19 protein-coding genes are annotated in these 22911 nt (G+C 61.0%); 8 read left to right on the top strand and 11 right to left on the bottom strand.

Annotation, left to right across the window (positions count from 1 at the left end; translation table 11 throughout):
- Positions 1 to 49: 49 nt before the first annotated feature.
- Positions 50 to 1999: an LTA synthase family protein gene (locus AC07VV_RS22120; RefSeq protein ID WP_495037474.1), complete on the bottom strand. Its 1950-nt coding sequence runs from the start codon at positions 1997 to 1999 to the stop codon at positions 50 to 52.
- A 203-nt stretch (positions 2000 to 2202) separates the two neighbouring features.
- Between AC07VV_RS22120 and colR the strand changes: the two genes are divergently transcribed.
- The 5 genes from colR to AC07VV_RS22095 all read left to right on the top strand — a co-directional run bounded on the left by colR (position 2203) and on the right by AC07VV_RS22095 (position 5928).
- On the top strand, positions 2203 to 2886 hold the full coding sequence (colR, locus tag AC07VV_RS22115) for a two-component system response regulator ColR (RefSeq protein WP_065258608.1): 684 nt from the start codon (positions 2203 to 2205) through the stop codon (positions 2884 to 2886).
- Positions 2876 to 4150 (top strand): sensor histidine kinase, encoded by a 1275-nt coding sequence (locus AC07VV_RS22110; RefSeq protein ID WP_495037473.1) that lies wholly within the window; start codon positions 2876 to 2878, stop codon positions 4148 to 4150. Before colR ends, AC07VV_RS22110 begins: the two co-directional genes overlap by 11 nt.
- A gap of 161 nt (positions 4151 to 4311) precedes the next feature.
- Positions 4312 to 4980, top strand: coding sequence for a class I SAM-dependent methyltransferase (locus AC07VV_RS22105; protein WP_096818423.1), 669 nt, complete (start codon positions 4312 to 4314; stop codon positions 4978 to 4980).
- A gap of 4 nt (positions 4981 to 4984) precedes the next feature.
- Positions 4985 to 5698: a lipopolysaccharide kinase InaA family protein gene (locus tag AC07VV_RS22100; protein ID WP_495037472.1), complete on the top strand. Its 714-nt coding sequence runs from the start codon at positions 4985 to 4987 to the stop codon at positions 5696 to 5698.
- A 2-nt stretch (positions 5699 to 5700) separates the two neighbouring features.
- Positions 5701 to 5928 carry a hypothetical protein gene (locus AC07VV_RS22095; protein WP_102620748.1) on the top strand — a complete coding sequence of 76 codons (228 nt, stop codon included), beginning with the start codon at positions 5701 to 5703 and terminating at the stop codon, positions 5926 to 5928.
- 66 nt (positions 5929 to 5994) lie between these two features.
- Here AC07VV_RS22095 and AC07VV_RS22090 read toward each other — a convergent pair whose 3' ends face one another.
- From AC07VV_RS22090 to AC07VV_RS22045, 10 genes are all read right to left on the bottom strand, one after another.
- A complete protein-coding gene (locus AC07VV_RS22090) occupies positions 5995 to 9030 on the bottom strand; it encodes a multidrug efflux RND transporter permease subunit (protein ID WP_495037471.1) in 3036 nt (1011 codons plus the stop codon).
- A 13-nt stretch (positions 9031 to 9043) separates the two neighbouring features.
- Positions 9044 to 10192 carry an efflux RND transporter periplasmic adaptor subunit gene (locus AC07VV_RS22085; protein WP_495037470.1) on the bottom strand — a complete coding sequence of 383 codons (1149 nt, stop codon included), beginning with the start codon at positions 10190 to 10192 and terminating at the stop codon, positions 9044 to 9046.
- A 146-nt stretch (positions 10193 to 10338) separates the two neighbouring features.
- Positions 10339 to 11439 (bottom strand): DUF1513 domain-containing protein, encoded by a 1101-nt coding sequence (locus AC07VV_RS22080; protein WP_495037469.1) that lies wholly within the window; start codon positions 11437 to 11439, stop codon positions 10339 to 10341.
- A 14-nt stretch (positions 11440 to 11453) separates the two neighbouring features.
- Positions 11454 to 12518 carry an imelysin family protein gene (locus AC07VV_RS22075; RefSeq protein ID WP_192558867.1) on the bottom strand — a complete coding sequence of 355 codons (1065 nt, stop codon included), beginning with the start codon at positions 12516 to 12518 and terminating at the stop codon, positions 11454 to 11456.
- 26 nt (positions 12519 to 12544) lie between these two features.
- Positions 12545 to 13972, bottom strand: a complete 1428-nt coding sequence (locus tag AC07VV_RS22070) for a di-heme oxidoreductase family protein (RefSeq protein ID WP_495037468.1) — start codon at positions 13970 to 13972, stop codon at positions 12545 to 12547.
- Positions 13973 to 14127: 155 nt separating this feature from the next.
- Positions 14128 to 15471: an imelysin family protein gene (locus AC07VV_RS22065; protein ID WP_495037467.1), complete on the bottom strand. Its 1344-nt coding sequence runs from the start codon at positions 15469 to 15471 to the stop codon at positions 14128 to 14130.
- Between the two features lie 184 nt (positions 15472 to 15655).
- Positions 15656 to 17707, bottom strand: coding sequence for a putative bifunctional diguanylate cyclase/phosphodiesterase (locus tag AC07VV_RS22060; RefSeq protein ID WP_102620744.1), 2052 nt, complete (start codon positions 17705 to 17707; stop codon positions 15656 to 15658).
- Between the two features lie 355 nt (positions 17708 to 18062).
- The gene (locus AC07VV_RS22055) at positions 18063 to 18659 is read right to left on the bottom strand and encodes a superoxide dismutase (RefSeq protein ID WP_003227660.1); all 597 of its coding nucleotides are present in this window, start codon (positions 18657 to 18659) and stop codon (positions 18063 to 18065) included.
- Between the two features lie 176 nt (positions 18660 to 18835).
- Positions 18836 to 19438 (bottom strand): LysE/ArgO family amino acid transporter, encoded by a 603-nt coding sequence (locus AC07VV_RS22050; RefSeq protein ID WP_007953256.1) that lies wholly within the window; start codon positions 19436 to 19438, stop codon positions 18836 to 18838.
- Positions 19439 to 19443: 5 nt separating this feature from the next.
- On the bottom strand, positions 19444 to 19845 hold the full coding sequence (locus AC07VV_RS22045; RefSeq protein ID WP_495037466.1) for an ACT domain-containing protein: 402 nt from the start codon (positions 19843 to 19845) through the stop codon (positions 19444 to 19446).
- A 96-nt stretch (positions 19846 to 19941) separates the two neighbouring features.
- On the opposite strand from AC07VV_RS22045, the gene AC07VV_RS22040 reads away from it, so the two are divergent.
- From AC07VV_RS22040 to AC07VV_RS22030, 3 genes are all read left to right on the top strand, one after another.
- Positions 19942 to 20835, top strand: coding sequence for a LysR family transcriptional regulator ArgP (locus AC07VV_RS22040; protein ID WP_096818404.1), 894 nt, complete (start codon positions 19942 to 19944; stop codon positions 20833 to 20835).
- Between the two features lie 54 nt (positions 20836 to 20889).
- Complete coding sequence (locus AC07VV_RS22035) at positions 20890 to 21882, top strand: NAD-dependent epimerase/dehydratase family protein (RefSeq protein WP_096818402.1); 993 nt, start codon at positions 20890 to 20892, stop codon at positions 21880 to 21882.
- 105 nt (positions 21883 to 21987) lie between these two features.
- Positions 21988 to 22866, top strand: a complete 879-nt coding sequence (locus AC07VV_RS22030; RefSeq protein ID WP_495037465.1) for an ATPase — start codon at positions 21988 to 21990, stop codon at positions 22864 to 22866.
- Positions 22867 to 22911: the final 45 nt, after the last annotated feature.

Here is a 22911-nt window from a genome sequence, read left to right as displayed (position 1 = left end):
GGATCCAGAACGGGAAAACGCCCCGGGGCATCAGCCCGGGGCGCTTCGATTAACGATCGCTGACTTGCGCGGCACCCTCCTTGGGCGCTTTCCAGCCAAGCAGCTGTTGCTTGAAGCCATAACTGGCGGTTTGGTAATACGTGATGGCGCGGCTCACCAGCGGATCGTCGCTGTTGACCCGGGACTCGCGGCTTTCGGTCAGTGCGTCGTCGTGCCGGCGCAGGCCCTGGCGTGGGCTGAGGATCGCCAGGTCCTTGCCGTCGAACAGCCCCAGATGCTGATAGTTGCCCACCACGACCCGAGGCGGCAGCGGGTTGTCCTGCAGCAGATTGCGACCGAAGAAGGTCGATTGGTAATCCAGGTTCAGCAAGCCCAGCAGGGTCGGCGCGAGGTCGATCTGGCTGGCCAGTTGCGCGTTTTCCCGTGCTTCGATCATCTTCGGTGCATAGATGAACAGAGGGATCTGGTAGTTGGTGATCGGCAGGTCTTCCTTGCCCGCGCTGCCGGCCGTGTGGTCGGCGACGAAGATGAAGATCGTGTTGTCGAACCACGGCTTCTCACGCGCCTGCGCCAGGAACTGGCCGATGGCGTAGTCGGTGTACTTCACCGCACCATCACGACCGTTGCCGGACTTGATGTCGATCCGATTATCCGGATAGGTGTACGGACGATGGTTGGAGGTGGTCATCAGCTGCAACAGGAAAGGTTGCTGCTTGGCGTAATCGGCGTCCGCCAGCTTCAGGGTCTGCTTGTACAGATCCTCGTCAGCCATGCCCCAGGCATTCTTGAAGTGAATCTCCGACTCATCGACGCTGCTCTGATCGACAACGCGATAGCCGTTGCCACTGAAGAACGCGTTCATGTTGTCGAAGTAGCCACGGCCGCCGTACACGAACACGCTGTCATAGCCGACCGCGCTCAATTGCTGGCCGAGGCTGGCGAAACCGCTCTCGCGGCCGATGCGCTTGACGATCGAACGGCCCGGCGTCGGTGGAATGGCCAGGGTGATGGCTTCCAGTCCCCGATCGGTACGAGTGCCAGTGGCGTAGAAATTGTTGAAGTACAGGCTCTGTTTGCGCAAGGCGTCCAGGTTCGGCGTCAGGTTGCGGCCGTCACCGTTGCTGCCCAGGTATTTGGCGCTGAGGCTTTCGATGGTCACCAGCACGATGTTCGGCTTGCGAGTGACGCCGGGGTTATCGATATTGCGACGGATGTCCTGCGGATCCTGACCGACGAAACGGGCATTGGGCTCATTCAATTCGGCACGAATCTGACCGGCGACTTTGTCCGCTGGCAGGCTCTTGTAGAACTGGTTGTAGTCCAGTTCATTGTTACGGAACGCAGCGAAGAACTGATACGGGCCATTGCTCGCCAGTTCATTCTGATAGGCGTTGCCGCCCTGGGCACGCGGTGCGTCCTGACTGACTAGCTGCAGGCTCAGACCCGCCACCACCAACAGCGCCAGCGCATTGAGCAGGCGTCCGCGCAGTGGCGGCAGCGGTGCATCCAGCGCTGCATTGAATGGCTTGCGCAACACAAGACTCAGCACCACGGCCAGGACCGCAAGGATGCTCAGCAACTTGCCGATCGGATAGGACTCCAGCACGTTGTTCAGCACTTCGTCGGAGTACACCAGATAGTCGACCGCGATGAAGTTGAAGCGCACCCCGAATTCATCCCAGAACAGCCATTCGGCCACCGCCGTGAACAGCATGGCGTACAGGCTGACGGTCAGCAGTCCCTGCAGGAACCAGCGATGACCGCGACGGCGCCACAAGGCCGGCGGGCACAGCAGCAGATACAGGCCCATCGGCAAAGCGGCATAGGCGAGGAAGCCCAGGTCGTAGACCAGACCGACACCGAACACGGACAGCGCACCGCCACCGGCCTCATCCAGATGAGTCAGCAGCAGTACGATACGGGTGAGGAGAAACACGACCAGCCAGGCACCGGTGACCAGCAGCAGATAGCGCATAGGCGCTGTCTTGAAGAAACCCATTGTTTTCTTTTCCTTTTATCAATGGCGCGGGAGTTTCGCGAAGTCACTGTAATGAGGTTGTGAACCGATAGTGAAAACTTTGTTAAAGATTTATGTTGGTTGAGCAAATCGATCTGTCGGGGCTGCAACCCTAGCCCTGAGCCGAAGTTGGCCGTAAGCTGCGCGGGCCATGACGGCCGTTACTGTGTACGGAAGAGGTGCCCATGCGAATTCTATTGGTCGAAGACAACCGCGATATCCTGGCCAACCTGGCCGATTACCTGGGCCTGAAGGGCTATACCGTCGATTGCGCCCAGGACGGTCTGTCGGGCCTGCATCTGGCGGCCACCGAGCACTACGACCTGATCGTGCTCGACATCATGTTGCCCGGCATCGACGGCTACACCCTGTGCAAACGCCTGCGCGAAGATGCGCGCCGCGACACGCCGGTGATCATGCTCACCGCTCGCGATCAACTCGACGATCGCCTGCAGGGTTTCAAGTCCGGTGCTGACGATTACCTGGTCAAACCCTTTGCGTTGTCGGAACTGGCTGCACGTGTCGAAGCCGTGATGCGCCGGACCCAGGGCGGCGGTCGCCGTTCCCTGCAGGTCGGTGATCTGAGCTACGACCTCGACACACTCGAAGTGACCCGCGAAGGCAAGCTGCTCAAGCTCAATCCGGTCGGCCTCAAGCTGCTCGCGGTGCTGATGCAGAAGAGCCCGCATGTTCTGCGTCGGGAAATTCTCGAAGAAGCCCTGTGGGGCGATGACTGCCCGGACAGCGACAGCCTGCGCAGCCACGTCCACCAATTGCGTCAGGTGATCGACAAGCCGTTCGCCAAACCACTGCTGCACACCGTGCACGGCGTGGGTTATCGCTTGGCCGAGGGCCGCGATGGAGTTTAAGCAAAGCCTTGCCCAGCGGATCATCATCGCCTTTGCGCTGATGAGCGCACTGGTGGCAGGGGCCTTCGCCATGGGCATCGTCGCGACCGTGCACCTGGTGGAAGAAAAACTGATTTCCGCAGGACTGGGCGGTGACTTGCAGCGCCTGTTGTTGATGGATAACGTCTCGGACTGGAGCCATCGGCCGGAGCCGGATCAACTGTTCTATTTCAGCGGCGGCCCGGGTGACTTCGAGCTGCCCAAGGATCTGCGGCATCTGGATTCCGGGTTCCACGAAGTCTTCCGCGAGCAGCTGTCGTATCACGCGATGGTCGAAATCGTCGACGGCCGGCGCTATGTGTTGCTGCAGGATCAAAGCGATTTCGAAGAGCGTGAGCGCGTACTGTTTGCCGTGGTGCTGGTGGGCTTCGTGCTCAGCCTGGCGCTGGCGGTGTTCCTCGGCTGGGTGCTGGCACGCAAGGTGATGGCGCCGGTGGTCCGGCTGGCGCGTCAGGTACGTCATCGCGACCAGTTGCTGGGGCTCGCACCGCCGCTGGCGCCGGACTACGCCGCCGATGAAGTGGGTGAACTGGCGGTGGCATTCGATGCGACGCTGGGGCGTTTGCGTCAGGCGCTGACGCGTGAGCGGCTGTTCACCAGTGACGTCAGCCATGAATTGCGTACACCGCTGATGGTGCTGGCCAGTTCCTGTGAACTGCTGCTGGAAAACCCGGGCATCGATCAGCGCGGCCGCGCCCAGGTCGAGCGCATCGCCCGTGCCAGCGAAGAAATGCGCGAACTGGTGCAGACCTTCCTGATGCTGGCCCGTGCCCAGCGCGAAGATGCGGGGGCCGCGCCCCAGCACAGTCTCGGCCAGGTGGCCGACAATCTGTTGGGCCTGTGGCGCGAGCCGATCGAGTCCAAGGGCCTGAATCTGATTTTCGAACCGGGCAACCCGCCGGATACCCGCTACAACGCCACCCTGCTCAATGCGGTGATGGGCAACCTGCTGCGTAATGCGTTGCACTACACCGAGCATGGCTTCATTCGGCTGACGCTCAATGACAACGGCTTTGTGGTCGAGGACTCGGGCGTGGGCATTCCCGAGGAGAAACGCGAGGCGATGTTCCAGCCCTTCGTACGGGGCAGCGAAAAGCGTGGAGAGGGTCTGGGGCTCGGTCTGTCATTGGTGCAGCGCATCTGCGAGAACCAGGGCTGGAGCGTCACATTGAGTACGATGGAACCCAATGGCTGCCGTTTCGAGGTAGATCTTGGCAAACGCTGAATCCCTCCCGGGCGACGTAAAAAAGCTGCCAACCTGAACGAATCCTGTATAACCTTGAAATAGTTCGTGGGTTTACGCGACGTTTTTTTCACAAATGGATGACCTGACGCTGACACGCCCCTCCTTAATGTGGGGGCATCAGAAGCTCAGGAGTCCCGACGATGGCCGGCCCGATCAAACTCGATTTTTCCGAAAAGTACGACGACAACCACGCGCAGAAATACCTGCGCAAGCATCAGGATGGTCTGGGGCGTCGTCTGTCCAACTGGCGAGATCAGCAGTTGGCTCGCAAGGCGCTGACCCTGGTCGGTGAGCCGGGGCTGGTGCTGGATCTGCCGTGCGGTGCCGGGCGTTTCTGGCCATTGCTGGCAGAAAAGCCTAATCGGGTGATCATCGGGGCAGACAATTCCGAGTCGATGATCAAGACGGCGATGCAGGCCCAACCGGCGGATGTGGTGAAACGGGTACAGCCCTTGCACACTTCGGCGTTCGACATTGCGTTGCCTGACAACTCCGTGGACAGCATTTTCTGCATGCGTCTGCTGCACCACATCGGCGAGGCCGAGCATCGGCAGACGATTTTGCGTGAATTCGAACGGGTTACCCGGGACAGTGTGATCATTTCGTTGTGGGTAGATGGCAATTTCAAGGCCTGGAAACGCAAGCGCGCCGAGAAAAAACGCGGGCAGGAAGGTTACCAGAATCGATTTGTGTTACCGGCCGCTACGGTTGAAAAGGAATTCGAAGAGGCAGGATTCAGGATCCAGGAACAACTGGACTTTATTCCGCTCTATGCCATGTGGCGAGTTTACGTACTACGCAAGAGGTAAGAGGATGGCAGTGCAATTTGCAGCAGAAACGGGAGTCGCTCCCCAGGATCGCTTTGACTACTACTGGAACCAGCGCGGTGAATGGGTGGAAGAACCCAACGTGCGTCGTGGTGGTGAAAGTGGTGTACAGCGGGTGGTGGGGCGCGATGGTCAACTGCTGTATGCCAAACGCCAGACAGGCCATATCTATCGCAGTTGGCTGCACCCGTTCGGGAGACCAACCGTCTTGCGTGAACTGGATGCGCTGACCGGTGTAAGCAAACTCGGCGTCCGGGTGCCGGAAATTGTCTTTTGCGGTGCTCAGCCTGATCCGCAGCACAAGTGGCGGGCGTTGCTGGTCACCAAGTCACTGGACGGCTTTCAGGAGCTTGAACAGTGGGAAGCGGCAGGCGGCCGCGAGCAGTACGGTGAAGCCGTATATGAGCGTGTACTCAAGGATCTCGCGGAGAACCTGGCTCGCATGCACAAGGGTCGCTGGCAGCACAGTTGCATTTACATCAAGCACGTATTTGTCCGCGTCACCGGCGAGGGTGAGTCAGCCAAAGTCGAAGTGGCCCTGATCGATCTGGAAAAGTGCCGTCAACGCCTGACCGCTCATCGCGCGGCCTCCCATGACATGAAACAATTGCGCCGCCACTCGTCGTTCAGCCATACGGACTGGAAGAAACTCGTCTATTTTTATGAGACGGCGTTTGGCAGCGCTATCAAAGGTTTATAGCGATGAAACTAGAAATTGCGCGAGGTTTGTTTCTGGTAGGAGCCTTGGCAGTTGCATCTTTGGCGGTGGCGGCCTGGGAACAGCCACGCATGCAAGTGATCGGGGCATCGACCAACGATGCCCATTGTCCGATGCCGCGGGTGGCGAAGGCCTCCGTGGCAACCAAGCCCGACCATGATTTGCTGCTGTTCATGTTCGGACTTTCTCAAGGGATGAGGCCGCAGAGTTGAATCGATTGAAGCCCCGAAAGGCCTCGCACATGCGAGGCCTTTTTTATGCTTGTGTGGAAGCGGCGGTCAGGTGGAGGGTTCGGGATCGGGTTTGGCCAGCACGGTATAAACACAGGGCAAGACGAACAACGTAAACAACGTCCCGATCGACATCCCGGTGGCAATCACCGTCCCGATATCGAAGCGGCTCACCGCACCCGCGCCACTGGCGAGGATCAACGGCACCATGCCGAACACCATGGCTGCGGTAGTCATCAGGACGGGTCGCAAGCGAATCGCCGCCGCTTCCTCGACCGCTTCACGGGGCGTCAGGCCCTTTTCCTTGCGCAGTTGATTGGCAAATTCGACGATCAGGATCCCGTGTTTACTGATCAGGCCGATCAGTGTCACGAGCCCGACCTGGGTGTAGATGTTCATGCTCGACCAGCCGAGGAACAGCGGAATCAGCGCTCCGCAAATCGACAGCGGTACGGTCACCAGGATCACCAATGGGTCGCGGAAGCTTTCGAACTGCGCCGCCAGCACCAGGAAAATGATCGCCAGCGCCAGCGCGAAGGTGACCCACAGCGCGCTGCCTTCCTGTACGAACTGCCGTGAAGCGCCACCGTAATCGAAAGCAAAACCGGCGGGTGCCTCTTCCCTGGCGATCTGCACCACGCTGTCGATGGCCTCGCCCATGCTGACCAGTGGGAACCCGGACAGCTTCGCCGCATTGAGCTGCTGGAACTGGTTGAGCTGTCGCGGTCGTGCCCGGTCAGTTACGGTGATCAGGGTCGACAGCGGCAACAGCTCGCCCTGGGTGTTTTTCACGTAGTAGTTGTTCAGCCAGTCCGGATTGTCGCGGTAGGCCCGTTCAACCTGGGCGATGACCTTGTAACTGCGACCCTCGATGGTGAATCGGTTGATCTCCGCCTCGCCAAGCAGGGTGGCGAGGGTGCCGCCCAGATCCTGCATCGACACACCCATCTGCGCCGCCTTGGCGCGGTCGATATCGACCACCACTTCCGGTTTGTCGAAGGCCAGGTCAAGGTCGACGAAAGCGAACTTGCCCGACTCCATCGCACGCTTCTTGATCCGGTCAGCCACCTGCAGCAACAGCTCGTAGTCGTTGGCCGTGTTGATCACGAATTCGAACGGAAGACCCTCGCCGGTGCCGGGCAGGGAAGGCAGGTTGAAACCGAAGATCTGCAAACCCGGGATGTTGCCGAGTTTGCCCTGCACCTCGGGAAGAATCTGCATCTGTGTACGGCTGCGCTCGTTCCACGGTTTGAGCAGGAAACCGCCGATACCGGTCTGCACACCGTTGTAGCCGTTGATCTGGAACGAGGAGTAGTACTCCGGGAATTCCTTGAAGATCTTCACGAACTCGTCGGTGTAGGTGTTCAGGTAATCGAGGTTGGTCGGTTGCGGCGCGTTGGCCATCATGAAAATGATGCCCTGGTCTTCATCCGGCGCCAGTTCCGATTTGGTGAACTTGAGCAGCACCGGAATCAGACACAGCACGATCACTGCGAATACCAGCACCACCGGCCGGGTGTTGAGGGTGCCGTGGAGCATGCTCTGATAGCGTCGCTTGAGGTTTTCGAAGATCCGGTCGAGGCGATGGGCAAGTCCGCTGGGGTTTTCTTCGTGTCGCAACAGAAAGGCACACATCATCGGCGACAGGGTCAGGGCGACAATCCCGGAGATCACCACGGCCCCGGCCAGGGTCAACGCGAACTCCTTGAAGAGTGCCCCGGTCAGCCCGGTGAGGAAACCGATCGGCGCATACACCGCTGCCAGGGTGATGGTCATCGAGACCACCGGCATCGCGATTTCCCGGGCGCCCTCAAGTGCGGCGTCCAGCGGTGTCTTGCCTTCCTCGATATGTCGGTGGATGTTTTCCACCACGACGATGGCATCGTCCACCACCAGACCGATGGCCAGCACCATCGCCAGCAGGGTCAGCAAGTTGATCGAGTAACCCATCATCTGCATGAAGAACATCACGCCGATCATCGACAGCGGAATGGTCACCACCGGGATCACCACGGAACGCAGCGCGCCGAGGAACAGGAACACCACCACGATCACGATCAGCACTGCTTCGAACAGGGTTTTCACCACCTCGTCGATGGATGCCTGGATGAACAGCGTGGCGTCGTAGGCGATCTCGCTCTTGAGGTTGGGCGGTAACTGGGCCTCCAGCTCCGGCATGATCTTGCGCACTTCCTTGATCACGTCGAGCGGGTTGGCGCCGGGCGTCGCCTTGATCCCGATGTACACCGAGGGTGTGCCACCGAAGGAGCTGATGGAGTTGTAGTTCTCCGCACCCATTTCCACCCGCGCCACATCGCTGAGCAACACACGGCTGTCGCCACTGACCTTGAGCGGAATCTTGCCGAAGGCCTCGGCCGACTTCAGTTCGGTGTTGGCGTTGATGCTGGTGACCACGTACTCGCCTTTTACCTCGCCGGCGGCGGAGAGGAAGTTGTACTGGCGCACCGCGTTGCTCACGTCGCTGGCGCTGAGGCCGAAACCGGCGAGTTTCACCGGGTCGATCCACAGGCGCATGGCGAACACCTGGTTACCCAGAATCTCGGCTTCGGCCATGCCTGGCAGCGTCGCCAGTTTCGGCTGGATCACCCGCGACAGGTAGTCCGTGATCTGCGGGTTGCTCAGTTCCTTGCTGAAGAAGCTGATGTACATCAGTGCCGAGGCATCGGCGGCTTCCTTGCTCAGTACCGGGTCTTCGGCATCCTGTGGCAGTTTGTTTTTCACCTCGTTGGCCTTGGCCAGCAGTTCGGTGAACAAGCGGTCGCTGTTGGAACCGATGCGTGCGTAGATTGAAATCACCGAGAAGTTCTGACGACTGACCGAGGTCATGTAGTCGATGCCCTCGGCGCTCGCCAGGCTCTGCTGCATCGGCTGGGTGATGTAGCCCTGGATGGTTTCGGCGTTGGCCCCGGGGTAGGCGGTGGTCACCGTGATCAGGGCGTTTTCCATTTGCGGGTACTGGCGCAGCGGCAGCTTGCTCCAGGCCTGGAAGCCCAGCAGCACAATCAGCAGGCTGACCACGGTGGCGAGCACCGGGCGGCGAATGAACGGATCGGTAAAGGCCATGAGGATTCCTTGATCAGTCGGCGCGGCGCGGACTGTTCTGCTCGCCGAGGGTCTTGTCGTCACTGATGGCGATGTGCGCGCCGTTGTCCAGTTTGATCTGGCCGGCCGTCACCACTTGTTCGCCGCTCTGCACGCCCTTGTTGATCATCACCAGCCCCTCGCGGCGCTCACCGGTTTCAATGAAACGGCGCTCGGCGATCAGTACCGGTTGGCCCTTGTCGTCTTTCTCGACGCTGCCGTCTTCGGCTTTCTTCTGCCCGACCACGTAGATCGAGTTGCCGTAGAGGGTGTAGGTGATCGCGCTTTCCGGCACGACGATGTGCTTCTGCGGGTCAGGCAGCAGCACTTCAAGGCTGGCGAACATGCCCGGCAGCAACTTGCCGTCGGGATTGGCCAGCGTCGCGCGGACCAGAATGTTGCGGGTGGTGCTTTCGACAATCGGGTTGATCGCGCTGATCGCGCCAGGAAAGCTCTGCCCGGGATAGGCGGCAACCGAAATCTGCACCGGCTGACCGATGGCCAGCTTCGGCACTGATTGCTCTGGCACATAGAAGTCGGCGTAGAGGCTGCTCAGATCCTGCAGGGTGGCGATTTTCGTGCCGCTGGCGAGGTAGTCACCGACGTCGACCTGCCGGATGCCGATGGTGCCGCTGAACGGTGCGGAAATGCGTTTTTTTGCCAGCGATGCATTGAGCTGATTGACCGTGGCCTTGTTCTTTTGCAGGACCGCCGAGAGTCGGTCGTACTCGCCCTTGGAAATGGCACTGCTGCCAACCAGCTGGCTGCCACGGCCGAAGTCCAGTTGCGCCAGACCGAGGTCGGCCTTGGCGGTTTCCAGCAGTGCGGATTCGACGGCGCTGTCGAGTTGCAGCAACGGTTGCCCGGCCTTGACCTTCTGTCCCGACTCGAACTTGAGCTCGGTCACAGTGCCGGCGACTTCCAGGCTCAGCTCGACACCCTGCAGCGCCTTGAGCGTGCCGACGGTAGGCAGGCGCATCTGCCACGGGCGCTCGGCGGCGGTGGCCACGGCGACGCTGATCGGCGGCTTCGGTTTGGCAAAGCCCTGGATCATCGTGTAGATCGAGAAGGCCTTGTAACCGGCGAGGAGCAGAACGATCAGCAGTACAACACCCAACATGATCAGCATGCGGCGACGCAGCATATTCCAGTTCCTTGGAGAAAATCAGGCGAGACAGGCGGGCACATTACCCCGACTCCGGCAGGGATTCCAACTGCCAGTTTTTACAGGGTATGAAGGAGGAATGTGTAGAAAAGCGATGCCGCCGACCGAGCGGTCGGCGGCGAATTTCAGGCCATCAGATGAAGATGGTTGTCCCAGAGCCCTGCGGGCAAATCCAACGGTTTGGCCAGCAGTTCGTCCTGGCGGCAATCGTAGTAGCGGCAACGTCCTTGCCCTGAGGTCACGACGAAGCCGTCCTTCACCGCACCGACGCCGGCGCAGTCAGGCAAAGGGGCGTCGAGGCGCACTTCGCCACTGTCCAGATCCCAGATGAAGAAGCGGTTGCCGCGCGGTGCGGTCAGCGCCACCAGACGCAGGTCGCTGTGCACGGCGACGCTGGCGGTGTAATGCCCCATCGACTGCAACTGATGCTCCGGCACCGGGAACGCCACGAACGGCTGGCCCGGACGCTTGATCGCCAGCAACTCGGAACGCTCCTTAGAGGGGCCCATGAATTGCTGGCCGGCGACGATGGTGCCATCGCTTGCAATCCCCAGGTGACGCACGCTGTTCATCGACTGGGCGAGGGTTTCCTTGCTCAGCAGAGTGCCGTCGCGTTGCATCAGCACCAGGCTCGGTTCCATGGCGTTGAGATTCATGTCGACCCGGCTTTCGGCCTCGGTACGGATCCCGCCGTTGGCCACCACCAGGGTTTCACCGTCGGGCATCCACGACACTTGATGCGGGCCGAGACCGTGGGTGGAAATCTCACCGCTGTGCACCAGTCGTTCACCCTCGAACTTGTACACCCCGAGCAGACCACGGCCCGGATCGGTGGTGTCGTTCTCGGTGGCGTACAGGTAGTCGCCGCTGTGGTGGATGACTGCGTGGCCGTAGAAATGCCGGTTCGGCTGCGAGGTCACGGTCTGCAGCAATGCACCGTCGCGCAAATCGATCAGGTAGCTCTCGGTGCCCGGACGCCGGGCGACGAACAGCGCGATCGGCAGCGTCGGGTGATTGATGATGTCGTGGCAGCGCTGGCCGACCTCGGTGGCGAACACTCGCGTGCCGTCCAGCCGATAACCGACGGCGTAATGCTTGCCGTCGGTGTCGTCCCGCGCCGACAGCAGCAGCGGGCTCTGATCCTTGCGCTTGAACAGCGTCCAGCCGCCCAGTGTCACTGCTCCCAGCAGCAAACTACCTAAAGTCAGAGCCTGGCGTCGCAGCATGGCACTTGCCCTCATCAGTCACCGTCGTTGGCGTTGAAGCCCAGTTGGATGCCCAGCGCCTTCGCCAGTTCGCCTTCGTGCAGGCGATGGACGACGTTGAGGCTGTCGTAGATGTCGTTGAGTTGCTGGCGACCGGCGTCGTCTTCGAGCATTTCGGTCAGAGAGCGCTGAGTGCTGCCGAACAGTTTGAGCGAGGCTGCGTACGCCGCGTCGATCTTGTCCGCCAATGGTTTCTGCTCAGCCGGCAGCAAGCCACGCAGGCCCTTGTTGTCGACGCCTTCCCAAACGGTCTTGGCGGCGGCCAGGCTGGCTTCCATAGCCGTCAGAGACGACTGGCTGCGCCACGCATCGGCCTGGAACGGTTGCGGCACGCCTTTGCTCTGGCGGCCCATCGGGGTGCCGAGCTTTTTCTTCAGGGTGTCGAGGGCGGTGACCTGCACACGCAACAGGTCAGCGATCGCTTCGTGGGAATCGGCATAGCGCTGGTTCGGGAACTTGCTCATCTGCGCAAGCATGCCGTCGGTGTTGTTCCAGCTGCTGAGGATCTCTTCAGCCAAGAGTTTCTGGCGCTCGCCGATGGCCACCAGCAGCGGGCAATACTTGGCTTTCTGTGCGTCGTTGGCCACGTCAGGCTTGGCGTCGAACAGGATGTACTCGTAGGCCGACAGGCCCTGGACTACAACGCTGGATTTGGCCAATGCAGCGGCATCGATCTGCGGCTGGGCGGTGACCAGTTGCTCGACCTGACGGCCGACCAGGTTTTTCTTGTCCGGCCAGAACTGCACCTGCCACGAGCGATTGCCCTCGGCCAGTGGACCGATCAGCAGCGGTTGCAGCTCGGCCCAGGCTTTCTGCGCGTGCAGGAAGTCGGCGCGGGCGGTTTCCAGGTTTTCCTTGCCCTGACAGTAGGCGAGGGCGCTGACAGCCAGTTGCTTGTCGGCTTCGACCCAGCGGGTGTAAGTCGGCAGGATCACCGATTTGGCGATGGCAGCGGAGGTGACGGCTTGCGGATCCTGCGGCGAGCACGCGCCGAGGGCCAGTGCGGCAAGGCTGGTGAACAACAGCTTGGGACGGAACATGTCGGGCTCCCGATTCTTTTAAGTGTTTAAAGTGAATTCAAGAACGCCAGCAGCACAGCACGCTGCTCGGCATTGAAAGACAAAACCTGTTGCTGCGCCGCCTTGGCTTCGCCGCCGTGCCAGAGCACGGCCTCGAGCAGGTTGCGGGCGCGGCCGTCGTGCAGAAACTGAGTGTGACCACTGACCGCCTGCGTCAGACCGATGCCCCACAACGGCGGGGTGCGCCAGTCGCGGCCGCTGGCCTGGAACTCGGTGCGGTTGTCGGCCAGGCCTTCGCCCATGTCATGCAGCAGCAGATCGCTGTACGGGCGAATCACTTGATTGGCCAGTTCAGGTTCGGCCGCGTTGGCGGCAGTGGTGTATTTCGGCGTGTGACAGGACTGGCAACCCGCCTGGAAAAACAGATTCTTGCCGGCCAGTACCTGGGCATCGTTGACGCCCCGGCGTGCGGGAACGGCGAGGTTGCGGCTGTAGAACAGCACCAGGCGCAGGATGTTGTCGCTGACTTCAGGTTCACCGTCCGGGCCATTGCCATTCGGCGCCTGTTTGCAGGCGATTTGCACGTCGGTGCAGTCATCAAACGGTCTCAGGCTCGTGGTGAGGCCCATATCACCAGAAAACGCGTGAACATTTTGTTGATTGAGGTTCGGTTGGCCGGCTTTCCAGCCAAATCGTCCCATCACCGTCTTTTGCTGCGCGTCGTCCCAGACGCGGTTGGGCCGGCCGTTGATGCCGTTGTTTTCTTTGGCCTGTGCGGCAGCGTTGGCGAGGATTGCTTCCTCGGGGATCGCTTCAAGCAGACCCAGGCCGATCATCGGCGGCGCAACGCGTGCGGAGAAACGTGTGTCGGGGTGCATCGGGCCGTAGCCGAGTTGGGTGATCTGCAGAACCGGTTTGCGCAGTTCGATTTCGGTGCCGTCCTTGAAGCGCACCGGCACTGGCGTGTAGTCGACCCGCACCTTGCCTTCCGGCGCAACACCAGGCACGGCCATGTCCTGGAACTGCCCACCGTAGACCGGCTCCGGCACCACGCCGACCTGCTCGATCAATCTGGCGTACTGCGGCGCATCGGGAATCGACAGGCGCACCAGCATCGATACGGCGTTGGGCGCATCCGGCGTCGGCGGATGGCCGCGGCCGTCCTTGATGTGGCAGCCCTGGCAGGCGTTGGTGTTGAACAACGGGCCGAGGCCGTCGCGGGCGGTGGTGGTCGACGGTGCGATCACCCAAGGGCTGCGAAAGAAGCTGTTGCCGACGCTGAAGTCCACCCGACGCGAGGGCGGAAGATTCGCGGAGGGCAGGGAAAATGAATTCTGATCCGTCTTGCGTACGGTCGCGGCGCCGCCGGAGCGGGCTTCGCCGGGCTCGGCCTTGGTGAAACGCGGGGCGTCATCGCAGGCACTCAGGCCCAGGGCCAGAAACAGTGCGGACAAGCGAAGAGGCAGCGAGGGCATCAGACTTCCTGCAAGAGGGGCGAATTTAAAGGCGCAAAGTCTAACAGGGCGAGGGGGTTTGAATAAGAGGAATTATCGTTTGCTTGATACAAGTCAGGCCGGCTGAAACGAACAAGGCGACCCGAAGGTCGCCTTGTTCAGTCAGACGCGCTTGATCAGAACTCGTGATCGGCGTTGTCCGGGTTCAGGTCGCTGATGCCCAGCTTGCCGGCCGCCGTTTCGATCGAACCGGTCTGCTTGACCAGCGAGGCGATGGCGTCACGAACGATCTGGTTGCCAGCGGTGTTGCCAGCGGCGATCAACTGGTCGTAGTGCTCACCCTTGTTGGCGTGATCGACCATGACCTGGATCTTGGCTTCGGTAGCGGCCAGATCGGCTTTCAGTGCGGTGTCGGCAGCCAGGTCAGCCTTGGCCACCAGCGACGACAGGCTGGCGCCGGTCATTTTGGTGCCGTCGACGCGGGTGTACTCGCCCAGGTAAACGTTACGAATGCCTTTGGCATCGTAGAAGTGCGAGTTGTGGGTGTTGTCGCTGAAGCAGTCCTGTTCGTCTTCCGGGGAGTTCGCTTCCAGGGACACCTTCATGCGCTCGCCGGCCAGTTCGCCCAGGGACAGGCTGCCCATGCCGAACAGCATTTTGCGCAGGCCGCTTTCAGCCGGTTCGGCTTCCAGGGTGGCGCGGTAGTTGTCGGCCACGTTCGGCTTCCAGTTACCGACCATTTCTTCCAGGTCGCTGACCAGCAGTTGGGTCACGGCTTTCAGGTAGGCACGACGACGGTCGTTGTGACCGCCGGTGGCGCCGGCGCCTTCCAGGTAGTCCGACGCCGGACGGTTGCCGGCGCCAGGGCCGGTGCCGTTCAGGTCCTGGCCCCACAGCAGGAATTCGATGGCGTGGTAGCCGGTGGCAACGTTGGCTTCGGAACCGCCCAGCTCGTTCAGGCTGGCGAGTTTTTCCGGAGTGATGTCCTTGACGTCGACCTTGTCTTCGCCGACCTGTACTTCGGTGTTGGCGATGATGTTGGCGGTGGCGCCCGGGTTGCCCAGTGCGTGTTCGTAGGATTTGTCGACGTAGTCGATCAGGCCTTCGTCCAGAGGCCAGGAGTTAACCTGACCTTCCCAGTCGTCGATGATGGTGTTGCCGAAGCGGAACACTTCGCTCTGCAGGTAAGGAACGCGGGCGGCAACCCAGGCTGCACGTGCGGCCTTCAGAGTGTCGGCGTTCGGCTTGGCGAGGAAAGCGTCGATAGCGGTCTGCAGGGTTTTCGCGGTGGATTCGGCATCGCTGTAAACGGCGAAGACCATGTCGGCGTAGTGTGCGACCACAGCCTTGGCAGCGGCCTCGTCGACTTTACCGGCAGTGGCAGGAGCCGCCGGCGCGGCGGTGCTGGCGGCTGGCGTCGGCGCTGCCGGAGCGGCGGCCTTGTCTTTGCCTTCGCCGCAACCGGCGAGGGAAATAGCGATGGCCAGCAGACTGGCGGTAGCCAGAGGCATACGAATCATGGCGAACATCCTGCTTCGGTAATTGAGTGGACAGGCGCGGGGGTGCGCAAAAGCTGCGACATAATGCAAATCTTTCGCATTATGTGTAAAGGGTTGTGGCTGGAAATATTTCCTATTCGCGCGGGGTTTGCGCTGGATCAACGGTGCCGGGCACAAGGCGTGTGGCGGCCCTTGCCGGCAGCGTTCAGAGGATCGCCGCGTTGCTGCGCTGGGCCTGTTTGAGATAAACGCTCAACTCCCGCGCCGGCAGCGGCTTGCTGTAGTGATAGCCCTGACCTTCATGGCAGCCTTCGGAGATGATGTAGGTCTCCTGTTCGGCGGTTTCCACGCCTTCGGCGATCACCTGCATGCCGAGGCTCTTGCCCAGTTGAATGATGGCGCGAACGATGGTCGCGTCATCGTCGTCATCCAGCAGATCCTGGACGAAGCTCTTGTCGATCTTGATCTTGTCCAGCGGCAGACTCTTGAGATAGCTCAGCGAGGAGTAGCCGGTTCCGAAGTCGTCGATGGCGATCAGTGCGCCGGAGCGGCGCAGGCTCAGCAAGTGCTGGGCGGCGGTGCTGATGTCTTCCATCAGGCCGGTTTCGGTGACTTCCAGTTCCAGGCTGCGCGGCGGCAGGCGGTACATCTGCAACAGGTTGTTGACCACCCGGGGCAGCTCGGCGTGGTGCAGTTGCACGGTGGACAGGTTGACCGCCATGCGCAGGTCGACGAAACCCTGATCGTGCCATTCGCGCAGTTGTTTGCAGGCCTGATCCAGCACCCACTCGCCGATGGCGATGATCGTGCCGTTCTGTTCGGCCAGCGGAATGAACAGGTCCGGCGGCACCAGTCCGTGCTCCGGATGTTGCCAGCGGATCAGTGCCTCGACGCCGACCACACGGTGATCGCGGTAGCTGATCTGTGGCTGATAGACGAGGTAGAACTGATCCCGCAGCAAGGCATCGCGCAGGTCTTTTTCCAGTTCACGGCGACGGCGCATCTCGCTGTCGACGCTGGCGATATAGAACTGATAGCGGTTGCGCGAGCGGGTCTTGGCCAGGGTCATGGTCTGCTCGGCTTTCTGCAACAGCTTCTCGGTGCTGTCGCCGTCCTCCGGGAACAGGGTGATGCCGATGGTGGCGCGCAGGCGGATTTCCTGATGATCGAGGGCGAATGCCGCCTCCAGATCATCGAGGATGCTTTGCGCCAGTTCCGCCGCTTCGTAAGGTTGTTCGATGTCGGCCTGCACCAGGGCGAACTGGTCGCCACCCAGGCGGGCGAGGGCACCGAGGCGACCACTGTGGGCGCGCAGACGGTCAGCCAGTGCCAGCAGCAATTGGTCGCCGGTCTGGTAGCTGAATTGTTCGTTGATGCCCTTGAAGTCGTCCAGCCCGACGCACAACACCGCGACCCGGCGCTGCAGCTTGCCGGCGTCCACCAGAATCTTGTCCAGCTGTTGCTGCAGTTGTTGACGGTTCGGCAGGCCGGTGAGGAAGTCGTACTGGGCCATGCGCAGCAGACTGTTTTCCGCTTCGTGGCGCAGATGGGTGTTGCGTTCGATGGATTCGAGCAACTGGTTGGCGGTGTTGATCCAGATCCCGAGCTCGTTTTTCTCGTGACCCTTGAGCTGCGGAATCTTGTGTTCGCTGGGGCGGTCCGGGTTGATTTCGGTGAGGTGCTCGATGATCCGCGACAGCGGCTTGGTCAGCAGCCAGTGATAGACCAGATACAGCACCAGGCCCATGGCCAGGGCGCGCAACACGCCGGAAATGAAGATGATTACCGAGCTGACAATGAAACCCTGACCGTAGGTGGCGGTGTCGAGGGTGATGCTCAGGTCGCCGTAATATTCGCTGTAGGGGCCGCGACCCACCAGTTGGGTGGTGAACGTGCGCTCCTGGCCGAGAATCAGGTCGGTCAGCCAGCGGCTGTTGGAATGCTGCAATTCACGGGATTTTTGCGCGAGCATCGCTTCGTTGGGATGCCCGATGGAGGCCTGGCGCACGGCGTCGTCCTGGAACAGGCCTTCGATCACCTGCATGCCCATCTCCCGGTCCAGGCTGTAGACGGCCTGGGTGGAGGGATCGCGGAACATGTCGAGGATGCGTTCGGCATCGCCGGCGACGGCCTGGCGTGTTTTATAGGCATCGAAAACGATCTGCGCGCAGCTCAAGACCACGCCGACGATCAATGCCGACAGGAGCACGACCCGGAGCAACTTCACCGACAAGCTGTTCTTGAGTTCCAGCTTCAAAGGGTTATTCCTTGTTCCGTGCGGGTAGCGTCAAGTTGCCATGAGTATTGGCAATCCCGTGTTGGCAGTCAAAGGGACAATCGAGCCGCGGAAAATTTGTCCGTGGCCTTGGCCGAAATGCTGCTGCCTGGAGTATTTGCCCCGGTTGTACTGTGTCGGTAGTTTTGGTCTCCAACTTGAGGGGTATCGGACAATTTTTCCTCTGTTTGATGTTAGTCCGCTGTGGCTCGGGAGCAAGGGGGCAAGGGCTGCTTTGCGTGTGGGAAATGGCCCCGCTTGCGATCAGATTCACCTTCGTGTTTTTCGCAGGCATAAAAAAACCCGGCAATAGCCGGGTTTTTGTCTGGCGTGCAGCTTAAGCGGTGAAGGTCTTGCCTTCGAACTGCTCGGCCACGAACTTCCAGTTGACCAGGTTCCAGAACGCTTCGACGTACTTCGGACGCAGGTTACGGTAGTCGATGTAGTAAGCGTGTTCCCAGACGTCGCAGGTCAGCAGCGGGGTGTCGCCGCTGGTCAGCGGGTTGCCGGCGCCGATGGTGCTGGCCAGAGCCAGGGAACCGTCAGCCTTTTTCACCAGCCAGCCCCAGCCGGAACCGAAGGTGCCGATCGAGGTTTTGCTGAACTCTTCCTTGAACTTGTCGAACGAACCGAAAGCCGCGTTGATGGCTTCAGCCAGTGCGCCGGTTGGTTGACCGCCGGCGTTTGGCGCCAGGCAGTTCCAGTAGAAGGTGTGGTTCCAGACCTGAGCGGCGTTGTTGAAGATGCCACCCGAGGAAGTCTTGACGATTTCTTCCAGGGTCTTGCCTTCGAACTCGGTGCCTGGCACCAGGTTGTTCAGGTTCACGACGTAGGTGTTGTGGTGCTTGTCGTGGTGGAATTCCAGGGTTTCCTTGGAAATGTGCGGCTGCAGGGCATCGTGTGCGTAAGGCAGCGGCGGCAATTCGAAAGCCATGATGATTCTCCTAATCAGGTCTGTTGCGGTGAGCGCAAGGCCGATCACGGGCGGCCAGAAATGCACCGGCGAGTTTTTACTCTTTGCGGCGCAGGGTTCGGATCATAGCACCGGGGGTGCGGCATAACCACGCAACAACTGTGTGGGATAGAGGTTCCAGAGCCTTTTGGAATAAATCACGAAGCCAATATCAATTGCCCGGCCACCGTGAACATCATCACAGCCACCAACAGATCAAGAATTCGCCAGGTACTCGGCCGTGCCAGCCACGGTGCCAGCCATGCCGCGCCGAACGCCAGGGTGAAAAACCACAGCAGCGAAGCACTTGCCGCGCCCACGACGTAAGCGCCGGGCACCGACTGTTGCGCACCGAGGGAACCGATCAGCAGCACGGTGTCCAGATAGACGTGCGGGTTGAGCAAGGTCACCGCCAGTGCGCTGAGCATCACCGCGCGCAATGAACGCACGGTCTGGTTTTCACCCTGTTGCAGGCTCTGTTTCGAGAACGCCCGGCGCAACGCCTGGCTGCCGTACCAGATCAGGAACACTGCACCGCCCCAGCGGGCAACCGCCAACAGTGTCGGGTTCTGCGCCAGCACTGTGGCCAGACCGAACACGCCCGCCGCCACCAGCAACGCATCGCAGGCGACGCATAGCGCGGCAACCGGCAGGTGATGCTCACGACGTAGGCTCTGGGCCAGGACAAAAGCATTCTGGGTGCCGATCGCCATGATCAGCCCGAACGCCACCAGCAAACCGTTGGTATAGCTTTGCCACATGACAATTACTCCGAGTTGGCTGCGAGATCGCGCAGCACTTGCATGGCGCGTTCGGCGTCGGCCTGACCGACGAACAAATGGTCGTGGTAGTAGCCGGCAATCACGTTGCAGCTGATACCGGCCTTGCCCAGTGCGGTGGCGAATGCGGCGGTGAGGCCGACGGCTTCCAGCGCCGAATGCACGTTCAAGGTGATCCAGGCCGCGACATAGTCGAAGCTGAAACCGGCGCGTTCGGCGTGGGAGCGTTCCAGAATCACCGTCAGGCCTTCCTGTTCGCGGAAACTGCCCACGACCTCCAGACCGCTCGGCAACTGACCGTCGCGCAAGGTGCAGAACACGTATTCGCCGGCATTGAGCTGCGGGCTCATGCTGCGCAGCAGGGTGGTCAACGAGGTTTCGCCAGCCATGGGGGTGGTCCTTGATAAAGAGTGCTTGCTGGCTATTCTCCGGGCAGACGCTGTATAAGAAAAACCAATAGTGCTGATCGCCCATTAGGAAAACTGATGTTCGACTACAAATTGCTTTCCGCTCTGGCCGCCGTGGTCGAGCAGGCCGGATTCGAACGGGCGGCGCAGGTTCTGGGCCTTTCGCAATCGGCGATTTCCCAGCGGATCAAACTGCTGGAAGCGCGGGTCGGCCAACCGGTGCTGGTGCGCGGGACACCGCCGTCACCGACTGAGATCGGTCGGCGCCTGCTCAACCATGTGCAGCAGGTGCGCCTGCTCGAACGGGATTTGCAGACCCTGGTGCCGGCGCTGGACGAAGAGGGCCTGCCGGAACGACTGCGCATCGCGCTGAACGCCGACAGCCTCGCCACCTGGTGGGCCGAGGCGGTGGGCGACTTCTGCGCCGAGCAACACCTGTTGCTGGACTTGATCGTCGAAGACCAGACCGTCGGCCTCAAGCGCATGCGTGCTGGTGAAGTGGCGGCCTGTGTCTGCGCCAGTGAACGGCCGGTGGCGGGCGCCCGCAGTGTGTTGCTCGGGGCGATGCGCTATCGCGCGCTGGCCAGCCCGGCATTCATCGAGCGGCATTTCCCCGACGGCGTGCGGGCTGAACAACTGCCGCGCACCCCGGCGCTGGTGTTCGGCCCGGACGACTTCCTGCAACATCGCTACCTCGCCTCCCTCGGTGTCGATGGCGGTTTCGAACATCATTTGTGCCCGTCATCCGAAGGTTTTATCCGCCTGACCGAAGCCGGGCTCGGCTGGGGGCTGGTGCCGGAATTGCAGGTGCGAGAGCAACTGGAGCGCGGCGTGTTGCGCGAACTGTTGCCAGATAAACCGATCGATGTGCCGTTGTACTGGCATCATTGGCGCAATGGCGGCCAGTTGTTGGGGTTGTTGACCGACCAATTGGTGCGTTCGTCGTCGCAATGGCTGGTGCCGTTGGACTGACGGCCAGCGTCAAGACTCACGAATCAGGCAAAACGAAAGACAGCGGAGCTCTACATGAAAATTCTGGTCACCGGCGCAAGCGGCTTCATTGGCGGACGCTTTGCGCGTTTTGCCCTGGAGCAGGGCCTGGACGTGCGGGTCAACGGTCGCCGGGCCGAAGGTGTCGAGCATTTGGTGCGTCGGGGTGCGGAGTTCGTTCAGGGCGACCTGAGCGATCCGGAACTGGTGCGTGCGCTCTGCACCGACGTCGAAGCCGTGGTGCATTGCGCCGGCGCGGTCGGGCTGTGGGGGCGCTATCAGGACTTTCATCAGGGCAATGTGCAGGTCACCGAAAACGTGGTCGAAGCCTGCCTCAAACAACGGGTGCGGCGTCTGGTGCACTTGTCGTCGCCGTCGATCTACTTTGACGGTCGCGACCACCTCGGCCTGACCGAAGAGCAAGTGCCCAAGCGTTTCAAACACCACTATGCGGCGACCAAGTATCTGGCCGAGCAGAAAGTCTTCGGCGCCCAGGAATTCGGCCTCGAAACCCTGGCCCTGCGCCCGCGTTTCGTCACCGGCGCCGGGGACATGAGCATTTTTCCGCGCCTGCTGAAGATGCAGCGCAAAGGACGTCTGGCAATCATCGGCAATGGCCTGAACAAGGTCGACTTCACCAGCGTGCACAACCTCAACGAAGCCTTGTTGAGCAGTCTTCTGGCGGCCGGTTCTGCGCTGGGCAAGGCCTACAACATCAGCAACGGCGCCCCGGTGCCGCTGTGGGATGTGGTCAATTACGTGATGCGCAAAATGGAAGTCCCACAGGTCACCAAGTACCGTTCCTACGGGCTGGCCTACAGTGTGGCGGCGCTCAATGAAGGCGCGTGCAAACTCTGGCCGGGACGTCCCGAGCCGACCCTGTCGCGCCTGGGCATGCAGGTGATGAACAAAAATTTCACCCTCGACATCAGTCGCGCCCGGCATTATCTGGACTACGATCCGAAAGTCAGTCTCTGGACGGCCCTCGATGAGTTCTGTGGCTGGTGGAAGGCCCAGGACATTCGTTGATACCAAGTGCTGAACCCCGTAGCGGGTTGGGGGTCAATCCCTGCGGCTGCGGGGTTTATACTGCGCCGCAATCAGCCATTACCGAGTTTCACAAAGGTTGCCTCAATGTCCATGCGTAACGATGCCCACGACGACGATTTCGACGATGTTCCGAGCCTGCGCGCCGACACACTCGATGACGACGATTTCCCGACCACAGCCCGCACCTCCGTGCATTCGCGCACACCGCCGGCGGTCAAGGTCAAGTCAGCCAGCACCGGGCCGTTGTGGGCGCTGGTCGGCGCATTGTTCTTTGCCTTCATCGGTCTGGCCTGGTGGAGTTTCCAGCAGATCTCGCTGATGGAGCAGCAACTGGTGGCGACCCAGGAAAGCTTCGCGCGGATCAGTGAAGAAGCGGCGGGGCGCCTGCAGGACATTTCCGGCAAGGTCGTGGCCAGCCAGACCAACGTCAACACCGACAGCGAAGCGCTGAAACTGCAGATCAAGCAGTTGCAAAGCGCACTGCAGGATCAGAGCAAACAGCAGCAGGGTGTGGCGGGTCAGGCGACGGACCTGGACAAGCGTCTGGCGCAGATGACCGCCCAGACCACCGAACAGCAGAACGCCAATACCCAGTTGCAGGCCCAGGTCAAAGCCCTGAGTGCAGAGCTGGCGACACTGAAAAACGCGCCGGCCGACACCAGCAAAGTCGATGCCCAGCTGAAAAGCTTCGATGCACAGGTCAAGGGCTTCGATGCGCAGTTCAAGAGCCTCGGCGCCGACATCACGGCCCTGAAAAAACAGGGCGGGTCTAACGCTGCGATCGATCGTCTGGAACAGGAAATCGTCGTGCTCAAGAGCGAGCAGGACAACCGTCCGGCCGCTGCGCAGGGCGGCTCCAGCACCGCCGAGTTCGATGCGTTTCGTGGGCAGATGACCCGCAACATCAACACCCTGCAGGCGCAGATCCAGAACCTGCAACAGCAGATCAACGCCCGGCCGTGAGCCACTTCTGTGGCGAGGGCACGAACGCCCTCGCCACACACCCAT

It is taken from the genome of Pseudomonas sp. GW821-FHT02C04, assembly GCF_059421845.1.
This window is presented reverse-complemented; position numbering and strand designations above follow the sequence as displayed.